This window comes from Cryobacterium sp. GrIS_2_6 (assembly GCF_035984545.1).
Taxonomy (GTDB): domain Bacteria; phylum Actinomycetota; class Actinomycetes; order Actinomycetales; family Microbacteriaceae; genus Cryobacterium.
The window spans coordinates 2,064,039-2,078,349 of sequence record NZ_JAXCHP010000001.1 but is presented as its reverse complement, the minus strand read 5'-3'; the positions used below and the strand labels follow the sequence as shown (position 1 = coordinate 2,078,349).

General features: G+C 70.2%; 14 protein-coding genes. 9 read left to right on the top strand and 5 right to left on the bottom strand.

Annotation, left to right across the window (positions count from 1 at the left end; translation table 11 throughout):
* Nucleotides 1–79 precede the first annotated feature (79 nt).
* Nucleotides 80–1,108 (top strand): 6-phosphofructokinase, encoded by a 1,029-nt coding sequence (locus tag RCH22_RS10310; RefSeq protein WP_134449562.1) that lies wholly within the window; start codon nucleotides 80–82, stop codon nucleotides 1,106–1,108.
* Nucleotides 1,109–1,186: 78 nt separating this feature from the next.
* Here the strand turns inward: RCH22_RS10310 and RCH22_RS10305 are convergent, their stop codons facing one another.
* Nucleotides 1,187–1,441, bottom strand: a complete 255-nt coding sequence (locus RCH22_RS10305; RefSeq protein WP_134449563.1) for a mycoredoxin — start codon at nucleotides 1,439–1,441, stop codon at nucleotides 1,187–1,189.
* 38 nt (nucleotides 1,442–1,479) lie between these two features.
* On the opposite strand from RCH22_RS10305, the gene RCH22_RS10300 reads away from it, so the two are divergent.
* The 3 genes from RCH22_RS10300 (at nucleotide 1,480) to RCH22_RS10290 (ending at nucleotide 3,651) form a co-directional block, all read left to right on the top strand.
* On the top strand, nucleotides 1,480–1,953 hold the full coding sequence (locus RCH22_RS10300; RefSeq protein ID WP_327013894.1) for an 8-oxo-dGTP diphosphatase: 474 nt from the start codon (nucleotides 1,480–1,482) through the stop codon (nucleotides 1,951–1,953).
* A 178-nt stretch (nucleotides 1,954–2,131) separates the two neighbouring features.
* Entirely contained in the window at nucleotides 2,132–3,322 is a 1,191-nt protein-coding gene (locus RCH22_RS10295) for an anion permease (RefSeq protein WP_327013893.1), read from the top strand.
* A complete protein-coding gene (locus RCH22_RS10290; RefSeq protein WP_327013892.1) occupies nucleotides 3,319–3,651 on the top strand; it encodes a peptidase in 333 nt (110 codons plus the stop codon). The genes RCH22_RS10295 and RCH22_RS10290 overlap by 4 nt, the downstream gene beginning before the upstream one ends.
* A gap of 122 nt (nucleotides 3,652–3,773) precedes the next feature.
* Here RCH22_RS10290 and RCH22_RS10285 read toward each other — a convergent pair whose 3' ends face one another.
* Entirely contained in the window at nucleotides 3,774–5,051 is a 1,278-nt protein-coding gene (locus RCH22_RS10285) for a solute carrier family 23 protein (RefSeq protein WP_327013891.1), read from the bottom strand.
* A 58-nt stretch (nucleotides 5,052–5,109) separates the two neighbouring features.
* Here RCH22_RS10285 and RCH22_RS10280 point away from each other — a divergent pair, with 58 nt between their 5' ends.
* The 4 genes from RCH22_RS10280 (at nucleotide 5,110) to RCH22_RS10265 (ending at nucleotide 9,784) form a co-directional block, all read left to right on the top strand.
* Complete coding sequence (locus RCH22_RS10280; RefSeq protein WP_327013890.1) at nucleotides 5,110–6,732, top strand: carboxylesterase/lipase family protein; 1,623 nt, start codon at nucleotides 5,110–5,112, stop codon at nucleotides 6,730–6,732.
* A gap of 138 nt (nucleotides 6,733–6,870) precedes the next feature.
* Entirely contained in the window at nucleotides 6,871–8,301 is a 1,431-nt protein-coding gene (locus RCH22_RS10275) for an NCS2 family permease (protein WP_327013889.1), read from the top strand.
* A gap of 149 nt (nucleotides 8,302–8,450) precedes the next feature.
* Nucleotides 8,451–8,783 carry a hypothetical protein gene (locus RCH22_RS10270; RefSeq protein WP_327013888.1) on the top strand — a complete coding sequence of 111 codons (333 nt, stop codon included), beginning with the start codon at nucleotides 8,451–8,453 and terminating at the stop codon, nucleotides 8,781–8,783.
* A gap of 71 nt (nucleotides 8,784–8,854) precedes the next feature.
* On the top strand, nucleotides 8,855–9,784 hold the full coding sequence (locus tag RCH22_RS10265; RefSeq protein ID WP_327013887.1) for an alpha/beta hydrolase: 930 nt from the start codon (nucleotides 8,855–8,857) through the stop codon (nucleotides 9,782–9,784).
* Between the two features lie 136 nt (nucleotides 9,785–9,920).
* On the opposite strand, the gene RCH22_RS10260 is transcribed toward RCH22_RS10265, so the two are convergent.
* From RCH22_RS10260 to RCH22_RS10250, 3 genes are all read right to left on the bottom strand, one after another.
* On the bottom strand, nucleotides 9,921–10,664 hold the full coding sequence (locus RCH22_RS10260; protein ID WP_327013886.1) for a glycosyltransferase family A protein: 744 nt from the start codon (nucleotides 10,662–10,664) through the stop codon (nucleotides 9,921–9,923).
* Between the two features lie 247 nt (nucleotides 10,665–10,911).
* A complete protein-coding gene (locus tag RCH22_RS10255) occupies nucleotides 10,912–11,751 on the bottom strand; it encodes a fumarylacetoacetate hydrolase family protein (RefSeq protein ID WP_327013885.1) in 840 nt (279 codons plus the stop codon).
* 65 nt (nucleotides 11,752–11,816) lie between these two features.
* The gene (locus tag RCH22_RS10250) at nucleotides 11,817–13,661 is read right to left on the bottom strand and encodes an AlkA N-terminal domain-containing protein (RefSeq protein WP_327015499.1); all 1,845 of its coding nucleotides are present in this window, start codon (nucleotides 13,659–13,661) and stop codon (nucleotides 11,817–11,819) included.
* 129 nt (nucleotides 13,662–13,790) lie between these two features.
* Here RCH22_RS10250 and RCH22_RS10245 point away from each other — a divergent pair, with 129 nt between their 5' ends.
* Nucleotides 13,791–14,120 carry a hypothetical protein gene (locus tag RCH22_RS10245; protein ID WP_327013884.1) on the top strand — a complete coding sequence of 110 codons (330 nt, stop codon included), beginning with the start codon at nucleotides 13,791–13,793 and terminating at the stop codon, nucleotides 14,118–14,120.
* Nucleotides 14,121–14,311: the final 191 nt, after the last annotated feature.

The following is a 14,311-nucleotide window of genomic DNA, read 5'->3' as shown; positions in this document are numbered from 1 at the left end:
CTGGCCCCGATTCGGGACCATCATTAGGGGTTGGTGCAGGCGCCGACATGAGTACTTGAGCATGAAGGAGCAGTCACAGATGAAAATTGGTATCCTTACGAGCGGTGGAGACTGCCCCGGGCTGAACGCGGTTATTCGCGGTTCCGTCCTTAAAGGTGTCCGCGTTCTCGATGATGAATTCATCGGAATCCGCAACGGCTGGCGCGGGCTGGTGCAGGGGGAGTTCATGACCCTCGATCGCCACAGCGTGCGTGGATTATCCCGTCAGGGCGGCACCATTCTGGGCAGCTCGCGCACGAACCCGTTCGAGGGCGAGAACGGCGGACCCGTTAACATCCAGAAGATGATGGATGCCGAGGGCATCGACGCCATTATCGCGATCGGTGGCGAGGGCACGCTGACCGCAGCCCGCCGCCTCACCGACGCAGGCATCCGCATCGTCGGCGTGCCGAAGACCATCGACAACGACCTTGAGGCCACCGACTACTCGTTCGGCTTCAACACCGCCGTCGAGATCGCGACCGAGGCCATCGACCGCCTCCGCACCACCGCCGAGTCGCACGGTCGCTGCATGATCGTAGAGGTCATGGGCCGCCACGTCGGCTGGATCGCCCTCCACTCCGGCATGGCCGGCGGAGCACACGCCATCCTCATCCCCGAGCAGAGCCAGACCATCGAGCAGATCTGCGAGTGGGTCCTCAGCGTCCGCGACCGCGGCCGCGCGCCGGTCCTCGTCGTCTCGGAGGGCTTCAAGCTCGCCGGCATGGAGGAAGCACTCTCCACCAAGGGCCTCGACGCGTTCAACCGTCCCCGCCTCGGCGGCATCAGCGAAATGATCGCCCCGATGGTCGAAGAGCGCACCGGCATCGAAACCCGCGCGACCGTCCTCGGCCACACCCAGCGGGGCGGCTCCCCGTCGGCATACGACCGCGTGCTCGCCACCCGCCTGGGCATGGCCGCCGTCGACGCGATCCACGCCGGCCAGTGGGGCTCCATGGTCTCGCTCAAGGGCACTGACATCGAGATCGTGAGCATCGCCGACGCCACGATCGGCCTGAAGACCGTCCCGCAGGCACGCTACGACGAGGCCGCCGTCCTCTTCGGCTAAACCTGCGTGACCAGTCCGGCCGGTACCTCTTCCGGTGCCGGCCGGATCTCGTTATCGACCGGGGAAACCGGCCGGGTCTCAGGCGAGTTTGGCCTGGACCTGCGCGAGCGAGGGGTTGGTCGCGCTCGACCCGTCCGGGAACAGGACCGTCGGCACGGTGCGGTTGCCGCCGTTCAGGCTCATCACGAGCTCACTCGTGCCGTCGACTTCTTCGACGTTGACTTCGGTGTAGCCGACGCCGGCCTTGTCCAGCTGGGACTTCAACCGGGAGCAATAGCCGCACCAGTTGGTCGTGAACATGGTGATGGTGCCCGACTCGGGAACGAAATTCATACGCGCAGCCTAACAAACCCCGCCGTTAAGCTGGGTCCATGACCCTGCCCCAGGTGTGCGTGTGCTACCTCACCCGCGAATCGCCCGCCGGAGGCACCCAGGTGCTCCTCGGCCGGAAGAAGAAGGGCCTCGGCCTCGGCAACATCGTCGGCCTCGGCGGCAAGCTCGAACCCGGTGAAACCGCGGTGGATGCCGCGGTGCGCGAAATCGACGAGGAGTCCGGACTCTCCGTCGCGGCATCCGCTCTCACCGCCGTCGGTGTGCTGACCTACCTGTTCCCGCACCGGGAGGCATGGAGCCAGGAATCGTCCGTCTTCGTGTGCAGCGACTGGAGTGGCACTCCCCGGGAATCGGACGAACTCAACCCGGTCTGGTTCGACGTCGCAGCGCTGCCCCTCGACGAGATGTGGGACGATGCCAGGCACTGGCTTCCGGGCGTGCTCGCGGGCGTGCCCGTGCGCCGCACGTTCACCTTCGGCGCGGACCTGGCGACGGTGGTCGCGAGCAGCTGAGCGGGCAGCCGAGCGAGCAGGGGCCGCCGGTGAGCGGCGTCTGAACGAGTGCACTATTCCCGCTGAATTGACCTGACCTCCCGGGAGTGTCAGGATCGTTAGGTCGCTTGTTCGTCCGGCGTCCGGGAACAGCGCGGATTCGGCTGCAGCCTGTTGCAGCCGAACAAGAAAGCCTCCGGTGGATCTCACCCTGATCGTCGCGCTCGTCATTGCGCTGTCCCTCGTCTTCGACTTCACCAACGGCTTCCACGACACCGCGAACGCGATGGCGACGCCCATCGCGACCGGGGCGATGCGGCCCAAGGTCGCCGTCGGCCTCGCAGCTGTGCTCAACCTCGTCGGCGCATTCCTCTCCACCGAGGTCGCGAAGACCGTGTCGGGGGGCATCATCCGCGAGGGCAACGGCGGGGTGCAGATCACGCCGCAGATCATCTTCGCCGGACTCATCGGCGCGATCGTCTGGAACCTGATCACCTGGCTCCGCGGGCTGCCGTCGAGTTCGAGCCACGCCCTCTTCGGCGGCCTGATCGGTGCGGCCATCATCGGCATCGGCGTCCAGTCGGTCGACTTCACCGTCGTCTTCGCGAAGGTGATCCTGCCCGCCCTGATCGCACCGGTCACGGTCGGTGTCGTCGCGCTCGTCGCAACCAGGCTCGCCTACTTCATCACGCGTCGTGACGCAGGAAAGGCGGACGGCCGGGGCGGCTTCCGGTACGCGCAGATCTTCTCGTCCTCCCTCGTCGCCCTCGCGCACGGCACCAATGACGCGCAGAAGACGATGGGCGTGATCACGCTGACCCTCATCGCCGGCGGATTCCAGGCGGTCGGCAGCGGCCCGCAGTGGTGGGTCATCTGCACGTGCGCACTCGCCATCGCGATCGGCACGTATACCGGCGGCTGGCGGATCATCCTCACGATGGGCAGGGGACTCACCGACGTCAAGCCCGCCCAGGGCTTCGCCGCGGAGACGAGCACGGCCGCGACGATCCTCGCCTCGAGCCACCTCGGCTTCGCGCTCTCGACCACCCAGGTCGCCTCCGGCTCCGTCATCGGTTCCGGACTCGGCCGCCGCGGGGCGACCGTGCGCTGGGGCATGGCCGGCCAGATCGCGCTCGGCTGGCTGCTGACCCTGCCCGCCTCCGCGGTCATGGGCGCCTTCGCCGCCGGCTTCACCCTGCTCGGGCCGATCGGGCTCGTCATCGACCTGATCATCGGCTCGGTCATCGTCGCCCTGCTGTTCCGGCAGTCGCGGCGCACCCGCATCACCCACGACAACCTCCACGACATCGATGACGCCGCCCTCGTCGTGAACATCAAGAAGACGCCCAGGCGAATCGCGCGGCGCGACCAGAAGAAGGTGTCGCTGTGATCGACTGGGGAGCATTCGTCGTCGTCGCCGGGGCCTCGCTCCTCTCGTCGACCCTCGTCGTGAGCCTGTACTCCCTCGGACTCCGGCTGCTGACGAGTGCCGGCCGCGCCCTCGTGGTGGATCCGGCGTCCTTCACCGGCGCGATCACGGTGCTCACGCCCAAGCGGGCGGCCAAAGAGGCCAAACGGCGGCGCAAATCCGCGACGGCGAACCCGCTGACCGTGTTCCAGAAGCGTCTCGCGCTCGTCGGAGCCTATGCCTGCTTCGTGGTCTGCGTCGCTGCCGTGCTCTACGGCGTCTACCTGATCGTGCCCGCGCTGCACCGCTGACCGCGCACGTCGGGACCAACGACGCGTCGCGCGCCAGCTGCGCCGCTACGCTGCCGGCATGCCTGGCGCGGAGCGGCGCAACTGGCGCGCGACGATCACGCGCCCCGATGGCGCGTCGCGGGTCAGCGGTCGGTGCGGCGGAGCCGGCCGATCACGGTCATGGTGTGGTAGATCACGATTGCGGCGACCGTGCCGAGGGCGATGCCATTGAAGCTCAGCGAACCGGCGGTGAAGGTGTAGTCGGCGATGCCGATGATGAGCGCGGTCGCGGCCGTGAACTGGTTGACCGGACGGCTGAAGTCGACCTTGTTGTCGAGCCAGATCTTGACGCCGATGATGCCGATCAGGCCGTAGAGGGCGGTCGTGACGCCGCCGAGCACCCCGGCGGGGATGGTGTTGATGACCGCGCCGATCTTGGGGGAGAGGCCGAGCAGCACGGCGACGAGGCCGGCGACCCAGTACGCGGCGGTCGAGTAGATCCGGGTCGCGGCCATCACGCCGATGTTTTCGCCGTAGGTCGTCGTGCCCGAGCCGCCGCTGAACCCGGCGAGCATCGTCGCGAGCCCGTCGGCCATCAGGGCGCGCCCGGTGAACCGGTTCACCTTCGCATCCGTCATCTGGGCGACGCCGCGGATGTGGCCGACGTTCTCGGCGACGAGCACGAGCACGACCGGCAGGAACGCGGGAAGCACCCCGAGCACGGCGGCGTTCTCGAAGGGGTTCGTCGGCAGCGTGAACGGCGGCAGCCCGATCCACGCGGCATCGTTGACCTTCGAGAAATCGACCTGGCCGGAGAGGAGGGCGGCGAGGTAGCCGACCGCGACACCGATCACGATCGAGAGACGACCGAGGATGCCGCGGAACAGCACGGTCGAGAGGATGACCGCGGCCAGGGTGATCACGGCGGTCAGGGGCGCGAGGGCGAAGTTGGCCTTCGCGACCGGGGCGAGGTTGAAGCCGATCAGGGCGACGATCGCACCGGACACGACGGGCGGCATCAGCGCGTCGATCCAACCGGTGCCGGTGACCTGCACGACGACGCCGATGATCGCGAGCAGCGCGCCGACGGCGAGGATGCCGAACAGGGCGCTGCCCATGCCCGCCGTCGTGACGGCCGCGGTGATCGGGGCGATGAAGGCGAACGAGCTGCCGAGGTAGCTCGGCAGCTTGTTCTTCGTGATGATCAGGAAGAGCAGCGTTCCGACGCCGGAGAAGAAGAGGGTGGTGCTCGGCGGGAAGCCGGTGAGCAGCGGAACGAGGAAGGTCGCACCGAACATCGCGACGACGTGCTGGGCACCGATCCCGATCGTGAGCGGCCAGTTCAGGCGCTCACCCGGCCCGACCACGTCCCCGACCCCGACCGTTTTTCCGTCGCCGTGCAGGGTCCAGGGCAGTGCCATTGTCGCTCGTTTCGTAGTGGGACGTATTCCGATCGTAGTGAAGAATTAGGATCGGACCGTGACCCGAACCGTTCAGCCTGCCCACGACGACTCGCTTGACGCGGCACTGACGGTGCGGATCGGGACCGGCCTGGTGCGCGGGATCCGGGTGCGGGGCGTACGCGCCTGGCGGGGCATCCCCTACGCCGCGGCGCCCGTCGGACCGCTGCGGTTCCGAGCCCCGCAGCCGCCGGCGGCATGGTCGGGTGTGCGCGACGCGACCGACTGGGGACCCGTCTCCCCGCAGAGCCACAAGGGACAGTTCAACGGGGCGCGCCCGGACATCCCGCAGGATGAGGACTGCCTCAATCTCAACGTGATCGCCCCTGACGTGCCCGTCGATCCGGCTGGACTCCGCCCGGTGATGGTCTTCATCCACGGCGGTGCGTACAGCGTCGGGTCCTCCCGCGAGGTGCCCACCCAGGGCGAAGGCCTCGTCCGGCGCGGCGACATCCTGTACGTGAGCCTGAACTACCGGCTCGGCGCGCTCGGCTACCTCGACTTCAGCAGCTACTCGACGCCGGAGCGCCCGTTCGAGAGCAATCTCGGGCTGCGGGACCAGGCCGCCGCCCTCGCCTGGGTGCGGGACAACATCCGCTTCTTCGGCGGCGACCCCGATGCCGTGACGCTCTTCGGCGAGTCGGCCGGGGGCAATGCCGTGACGACCCTGATGACCGTGCCGAGCGCCCACGGGCTCTTCCAGCGCGCGATCGCGCAGAGCGCACCGCCGAACGCGGTGTATCCGCCGGCGCTCACGGCAGAGTGGGCGCGCGACTTCGTGAGCATCCTCGCGGCACGCGCGACAGCGGACGGGATCGCACGCGTGCCGGAGCACGCCGGCCCGGACGCGCTGGCGGACGCGCACCCGGATGTCCTCGGGCAATCCCGGGCGCTGTTGCTCGACGCGTCTCCGGCCCGGCTCGCCGCCGCGACGATGGAGCTCACTGTGCGGGCGCCCGACCAGTACCCCGGCACGATTCCGCTGTCGCCCGTCATCGACGGCGACTTCCTGCCCGAACGCCCGCTCGATGCGTTCCGGGACGGCCGCGCGGCACGGATCCCGCTGATCATCGGCACCAACGCCCGCGAGGGTTCCCTCTTCAGCGGACGGATCGATATCCTCGCTTCGACGCCCAAGCGCATCCGCGCGATCTTCGCCAACACCAAGAAGAAGGCGAGGAAGGCGCTGAAGGCCCAGTACCCCGGCATCCCGGCGCTGCGCCCCGCCCTCGACTTCGGCGGCGACTTCTCGTTCTGGTATCCGAGCCTCAAGGTCGGCGAGCGCCACTCCCGCTACGCCCCGGTGCACTTCTACCGCTTCGACTTCGCTCCGAGACTCGTGCGGCGGATGGGCCTCGACGCGACCCACGGCCTCGAACTGTTCCCGCTCTTCGACCGGCTGGACGGCTGGTTCGGCCGGGGCATGACGATCATCGGCGGCCGCCGCGAGTTCAAGGCGATCGGGGAGCGCATGCAGGGCTGGTGGCTCGGCTTCGCGACAACGGGCGAACCGGATGCCGCGTGGCCGCTCTATGACGAGACGCGCCGGCTGACCCTCATCATCGACGCGGCCGACCGGGTCGAGTCCGATCCGCTGGCCGAGCGGCGGATGGCGTGGGGATCCTTCGTCCCGCACGTCTGAGGACCGGAGGCGGTGGCGCATACCCGGGGCCGCATCTCAACACGCGTAAGCTGGAAGCTGAGAATCAGCCGAGACGGCAGCCTGGAGAACCCCATTCCTGTTAAACAGACCGACACGCCCGTACCACTCCGCACCAGTGTGAAGGGGCGTCTCGACCGCTACTTCGAGATCACGACCCGCGGCTCCAGCTGGGGCCGTGAAATCCGCGGCGGCCTCGTCACCTTCGTGACCATGGCGTACATCGTCATCCTCAACCCCCTCATCCTCGGCGGTTTCAGCGCGGACCAGGCCTCTGTCGACGTCGTCGGCGGCTGGCTCCCGAACGCCCAGGTCGCCGCGGTCACCGCGCTCACCGCCGGCGTCATGACGATCCTCTTCGGCGTGATCGCCCGGCTGCCGTTCGGCTTCGCCGCCGGCCTCGGCATCAACTCCTACCTCGCCGTGAGCGTCGTCGGCCAGGTCACCTGGCCGGAGGCGATGGGCCTCGTGCTCATCAACGGACTCATCATCGTCCTCCTGGCCTCGACCGGGCTCCGCGAAATGATCTTCAACGCCGTTCCGCACCAGCTCAAGATCGCCATCACCGTCGGCATCGGCTTGTTCATCGCGTTCATCGGCCTCGTCGACTCCGGATTCGTCCGCTCGAGCGGGACCGCGAGCCCGCCCGTGCAGCTCGGCGACAACGGGTCGATCGTGACCCTGCCGACCACCGTGTTCGTGATCGGCCTGCTCCTGATCGGCGTGCTCGTCGCGCGCAAGGTCAAGGCCGCCCTCCTGATCGGCATCGTCGCGACGACGGTCATCGCAGTGATCCTTGAGGCGATCTTCAAGGTCGGGCCGTCGCTCGGCACCAACGCCTACGGCTGGAACCTCAACGCCCCCGTGCTCCCGACGACCGCGGTGTCCCTACCCGACCTGAGCCTGCTCGGCCACGTCAGCTTCGGCGCCTTCGACCGCATCGGCGTTCTCGCGGCGCTCATGCTCGTCTTCACCCTCGTCTTCACGAACTTCTTCGACGCGATGGGCACCATGACCGGCCTCGCGACCGAGGCCGGCCTTGCCGACGACAAGGGCAACTTCCCCCGGCTGAAATCGGCCCTGATCGTCGAGGGTGTCGGCGCCGTGCTCGGCGGAGCGACCTCCGGGTCCTCCAACACCGTGTTCATCGAATCGGGGGCAGGCATCGGCGAGGGCGCCCGCACCGGCTTCGCGAACGTCATCACCGGGCTGTTGTTTCTCGCCGCGATGTTCTTCACCCCGCTCACCCAGATCGTGCCCCTCGAGGTCGCAGCTGCGGCGCTCGTGATCGTCGGGTCGATGATGGTGTCGCAGATCCGCTTCATTGATTTCAGCGAGTTCTCGATCGTGTTCCCGGTGTTCCTCACGATCATCGTGATGCCGCTGACGTACTCGATCGCCAACGGGATCGGCGCCGGCTTCATCAGCTGGGTCGTCGTGCGCTCGTTCTCGGGCAAGGTGCGCGAGATCAGCCCGCTGCTCTGGATCGTAGCGGTCGGCTTCCTGGTCTTCTTCGTACGTGGCCCGATCGAGACCCTGATCGGCGGCTGACCCCAGCGTTCTCACGTGTCAGAATCCCAAAATCTCCGTCGAATCGGTCCGGGGCGGATGCGGGGGATAGCCCCATGGTCGGCGGCAGGCCGGCTTCGTACTCTGGAAGAGAGCCGTCAACCGCGGCCGTATTCCAAGGAGAGTCCAGAATGTCCACCCTGCATCCCGACCAGACGACACCGCTCGCCGCGTACCCGGCCCCGCCGGCGTACGCGCCAGCCGCGCCGGTGCGACCCGCGAGCCCGCTCGCGCTGACGAGCCTCGGGCTCGGGCTCGTCTCGATCCTCGCCGGCTGGACCTTCGTGGCCCCGATCGTCGGCCTCATCACCGGCGTGCTCGCCCTCGGCCGGGAGCCGTACGCCCGCGCCATGGCCCTCTGGGGCATCGTGCTCAACGCCGTGATGCTCGCCGGGGTGTTCCTGCTCTTGGTGCTCGGGCTCATCTTCGGGCTCGCGTTCCTGCCCTTCGCCCTCGCCTTCTGAGCCGCCGCCCCGGGGAGAACGGATGCCGATCAGGGGCTTCGAGGACGACGGGGTCGCGCTACTGTGTCAGCGTGTCCATCCGGGAGAGACGCCGCGGGGTGCACCGGCCGGCCGGCGTCATCGAAAGCCACGCGCCCGACGATCCGGCAGCGGCCCTCGACCGGCCGCTCCCGGACCGGGACTGGACCGGCCTGGCGCCGGGGGCCATGGCCTTCCGGTTCGAGGCTCCGAGCGGTTCCCTCGCGGCGCTCGCCTGGGGCGAGTCGGGGCATCCGCGAGTCGTGCTGGTGCCGGGTGCGACCGGTTCGAAGGAGGACTTCGTGCTGCTCGCCCCGCTCCTCGCCGGCGCCGGCTACTTCGTGGAGAGCTACGACCTCGCGGGGCAGTACGAGTCGGCCGGCGCGGGGCCTGGAGCGGGGCAGAGCTACGACTACCGACTGTTCACCGCCGACCTCGTGGCAGTCCTCGATGCCGGGGCGAGGCCGGCACACGTGCTCGGTTACTCCTTCGCAGGGATCGTCGCGGAGATCGCGCTCGCCACGCGTCCGGACCTGTTCGCGAGCCTCGTGCTTCTCGCAGCCCCGCCCCTGGCCGGCCAGACCTTCCGCGGCGTGCGCTGGATCGGGCCACTCAGCTGGCTGCTGCCCGCGCACACGATCGCGAGCCTGATGGTCTGGGGGCTCGTCACCAACCGCAACCATGCACCACCCGGCCGGCTCCACCTCGTGCAGTTGCGTTTCGAGGACACGATCCGCCGGAGCATCGACGAGATCATGCAGCTGATGAAGAACGCTCCCGACTTGCGGGCGGACCTCGCGCGGAGCCCGGTTCCGCTGCTTGTCGCCGTCGGCGAGCGGGACCTCTGGCCTCTCGAGCTGCACCGGGCGTTCGCCGGGCGCATCGGCGCCGAGTTCCGCGTGTATCGCACCGGCCACAGTCCCTGCGAGACGACGCCGCACCAGCTCGCCCGTGACCTGCTCGCCCTCTACGCCCGCTCCTGAAACCCCGCCGGGCTCGTCAACTCTCCGGTGCGCGGCGAATCTGGCGCGCATGGGTGCAACTGGCGCGCGCCCGGCGCGGCCCGGCTCTCGCGGACGGCGCAGCTCGGCTCCCGCGCTCGGCGCAGATGCTCGCTGCTCAGGCGCGGATGCGATGCGCCCAGACCCGGCGCGCCAGCCGCAGCCGCCAGGGCGACCCGTCTGGCCAGTGCAGGGCGAGGGTGCGGTACGCCCAGTCCAGCCGCCGGGCGATGCCGCGCCAGGTGTCGAAGGGCCGGGCGGAGATCCCGACCCTGAGCGTAGCGTCGAACAGCACGGACACCGAGGGCGGCAGATGCAGGCTCAGGTCGAGGTCGTCGTGCACGTCCTCCCGCTCCCGGTGCACGAGAGTGCGCACCTCGGCCCAGACCGCGCGCCGCATCACGAAGTTCGATCCGAAGATCGGCGGCTGCGCGAGCCACAGCCCGATCAGCCGGAAGTACCCGCCGAGGTACACGAACCGCCCGAGCGCGGCCACGAGCCGCGGGCAGTCGTAGAAATCACCGGGCCCCGTGACGACGTCGAAGATCGGCGCGAGCGTGAGGATGCTCTCGGCGCGCTCGATCCAGTCCGGCGGTGGCACAGAGTCGGCGTCGAGCCGCGCGATCAGGTCGCCGGATGCCGCGTCATAGCCGGCGGCGGCGGCCGGCCAGATCCCGTGCACCGGTTCGGCCACGAGAACGGCGCCGGCCGCCCGGGCGACGCGCGCCGAGGCATCCATTGAGGCGTTGTCGACGACGATGACCTCGTCGGCCGGCCGGGTCTGGTCCCCGAGCGCGGCGAGGACCGCCTCGAGGAAGACCGCGTCGTTATAACAGGGGATCACGACCGAGACGGTGGTCACGGTGCCCCCTCTCGCCGCGCCGATTCGGGTCGGGTACGGACTCGCCGCACATGCTACTCCCGGCCCGCCCGGCCTGGTCGAAGCCGCGAGTGTCGCCGCTTCCTCCCACTGCACCCGGTGCTTCGGCGACTCTCGGCAGCACTGGGGACTCTCTGGCACGGCGGGGGACGGTGCGGGCCGGGGGGGGGGGGGGGGGGGGGGGGGGGGGGACGGTGCGGGCCGGGGGGCGGCCGCGCGGGCTCGCGGGTTAGACCGTGCGGCAGTGCGTGGTGAGGAAGCCGATCTTGTCCACGGTGATCGTCACGGTCGAGCCGTCGTGCAGGAAGACCGGGGGAGTGCGGCTGTAACCGGCGCCGCCGGGGCTGCCGGTCGAGATCAGCGTGCCAGGCAGCAGCGTCGAGGTCTGCGACAGGTAGGACACGAGTTCCGCGACCGACCGCATCATGTCGCCGGTGGAGGCATCCTGCAGGATTCGCCCGTCGACGTGGGTGGTGAGCGTGAGGTCCTGCGGATCGGCGATCTCGTCGCGGGTGACCACGACCGGGCCGGTCGGGGTGAAGCCGTCGAAGGACTTGCACCGCGACCACTGCGCCTCGGAGAACTGCAGGTTGCGGGCCGTGATGTCGTTGACGACCGTGTACCCGAACACGTAGTCGAGGGCGTCACGCACCGACACATTGCGGGCCGGGCGCCCGATGATGACGCCGAGTTCTGCCTCGTAGTCGACCTGGGTGGCGACCTCCGGGGCCCACGAGATCGTCGACTCGTGGCCGGTGAGGGAATTCGGCCAGAGCGAGAACACGATCGCGCCGGTCTCCGTCCGCAGCTTGAGCTCGTCGGAGTGCGCGGCGTAGTTGGCGCCGATCGCGATGATCTGCGGCGGCCGCAGCACCGCGGATGAGTAGCGCAGCTCCTCGAGCTGAGTGAGCGTCGCTCCGTGGGCGACCGCGTTCTCGCTGAGAGCGCGCACCCGGTCGTACTCGGCGCTGCCTCGTTCGATCAGGTCCTGCAGGTCGCGCGGGGCGTCCTCGAGGATCTCGTCGAGGAAAAGCGCGGATTCCGCGAACACCGCCGCAAGGCGGGGCATGGACTGGCCATCAACTCTGAGGTGCGCAAACTTCACCTGCCTAGAGTAGCCGTCAATCGGGGGAGCTACGCCGCGGCCGGCCCGGGGAGCCCGGCGGCCCGCCAGAGGTGCATTCCGGCGTAGCTGCGCCAGGGTGCCCAGCCGGCGGCGTGGGCCGCGAGGGCGCGCGGGTCGCCGGGAAGGCCGAGCCGGGCAGCGCCCTGGCGCAGGGCCAGATCGCTCGTCAGGAGGATGTCCGGGCTCCCGAGCACGCGCATGGCCACATAGCCGGCGGTCCATGGTCCGATCCCGGGCAGCGCGGTCAACGTCGCGGTCAGGGACTCCCGGGAGTCCGCCGTCGACAGGGTGAGCTCGCCGGTCGCGAGCGCTTCTGCGACGCCGAGGATCGCAGCGATCCTCCTCGCCGGTCCGCGCAGCACGCTGTGCCCGTCGGCCGCGATGCGTTCGGCCGTCGGGAACAGCCGGTCGAGGCGCGGCGCAGGCTCCTCGCCGGACGCGGACGCGGACGCGGTCGCTGTTGCCGTCTCCGGCCCCGGCCCCGGCCCCGGCAGAGTCTCCGGCCCCGGCAGGGGAAGCGGCAGGGGCGCCCCGAGCTCTGCGCACAGCCGCGAAAGCGCGGTGCGGGCGGACGCGACGGAGACCTGCTGCCCGAACAACGCCCGGAACAGGGTCTCCTCGGGATCCATGCTGCCGGGCAGGCGGATCCCCGGGACCGCGCGCACCGCCCCGGCCAGGAGCGGGTCGACGGAGAGCACGTGGTCGATCGCCTGCGCGTCGGCGTCGAGGTCGAGCAGCCGCCGCACCCGGCTCACGAGCGGGGCGAGGTCGTCGAGGCTGTCGAGCCGCGCCGCGCAGGCCAGCTGGGGCGCGTCCTCGGTTCCGGCGAGGCTCAGCTCGACCGTCGCGGCCCCGTGCGGCAGGCGCAGCGTGCGCGCATAGGTACCGGGACCGGCCACCTCGACCCCCGGGATGGCCCGGGCGCCGAGAAACGCCAGCACACCGGCACCGTCGAACGGAGCCCGCGCGGGCAGCAGCAGGCGGATGCCGGTGCCCGGCCCGGCGGGGATGCCGGGGTCCGCGGCGGCGCGGCCGGCGGCATCCGCCCGGTCGGTCGCGAGGAACGGGGACCGCCCGGATGCGGTCAGGCCGGTCGCGGACCCGGTCGCGTCGACCCGTGGACCGGGGGACCCCGGGGCCTGGCCGTGCGCGGTGGTCGCCGCGTGCGCGGTGGTCGCCGCGTGCGCGGCGGTGGGCGCCCCGGCCGCGGTCGCCGCCCGGGCTGCGGCCCGGGGTGCGCCTGCGGTGTTGCCCGCACGCGGCGCGCGGGCAGAGCGGCGCAGCTCGCCGGGGGTGCGCTCGTAGACCGCGGCGATCGTGTCGTTGAACTGGCGAACACTGCCGAATCCCGCGGCGAAGGCGACCTCGCTGATCGGGAGGGCGGTGCCGAGCAGGAGCAGGCGCGCGGTCTGGGCGCGGTGCGCCCTGGCGAGGGCGAGAGGACCGGCGCCGAGCTCGGCGACGAGTACCCGGGTGAGGTGGCGCGGGGTATAGCCGAGGCGGCGGGCGAGGCCGGGTACGCCGTCGCGTTCGACGGTGCCGTCGTCGATCAGGCGCATCGCACGCGCCGCGAGGTCGTCCCTGGTGTTCCAGTCGGGGGAGCCGGGCACCGCGTCAGGCAGGCAACGCTTGCAGGCGCGCAGGCCGGCCTCGTGCGCCGCTGCGCTCGTCAGGTAGAAGGAGACGTTGCCGGGCCGGGGGGTCGCCGCCGGGCAGCTCGGCCGACAATAGATCCCGGTCGAGTGCACGCCCGTGATGAACTGGCCGTCGAACCGCGCGTCGCGGGAGCTCATCGCTCGGTACCGTTCGGCGAAGGCCGGGTCGGCGAGGCGGTCGTCGCCGCGCTCTGCGATGCCGGAGCGGCCGGGCGTGCCCGACCTGCCGGGCGTGCGTCTGGTGGCGTCGGAAGGGTTCACCCCTCCAGCCTGCCATTCCCGGCCCGAGGGCGGTAGCGGAATTCGGACATCGCGCGCCCGCCCGTCGTGGTCGCCCTGCACGGCCTCTGGAACGGCGCCGCCTACCTGCTCACGAGCGACCCCGCGCTTCTCTTCTACTACCTACTCGTGCTGCTCCCGCTCTTCATCGGGTACATCGTCGCCGTCGTGCTGCTCCGGCGCCAGGAGGGGAGGATCACCGTCGCCAGGCTCGGCGAGTACGCGGCGGCCGGCTGGTTCACGTCCCGGGAGGTCCCGATGCTCGCCACAGGACCCGGGCGGCGGATGCTGAAAGGCGCCGCCGACCGGGTCGCCCGCGCCGACGAGGCCGAGCTTCTCGCTCTCGTCCAGGCGCACCGGGCGGTCGTGATCGGCTGAGGCCCGGCATCCGCTATCAGAGGGCGGATGCCGCCCGCGGATGCCGCCCGCGGCCGGTCGACCCGCGGCCGGTTAACGAGTGAACTCGTCATCCGGTGGCGTGGCACTGCCGACGACTCTCCCGGATGACGAGTTCCTGGTGATATCGTGCGCCTTCCGGGGGCGTTCGCGCAAGGGGTAATTTCCAGCGT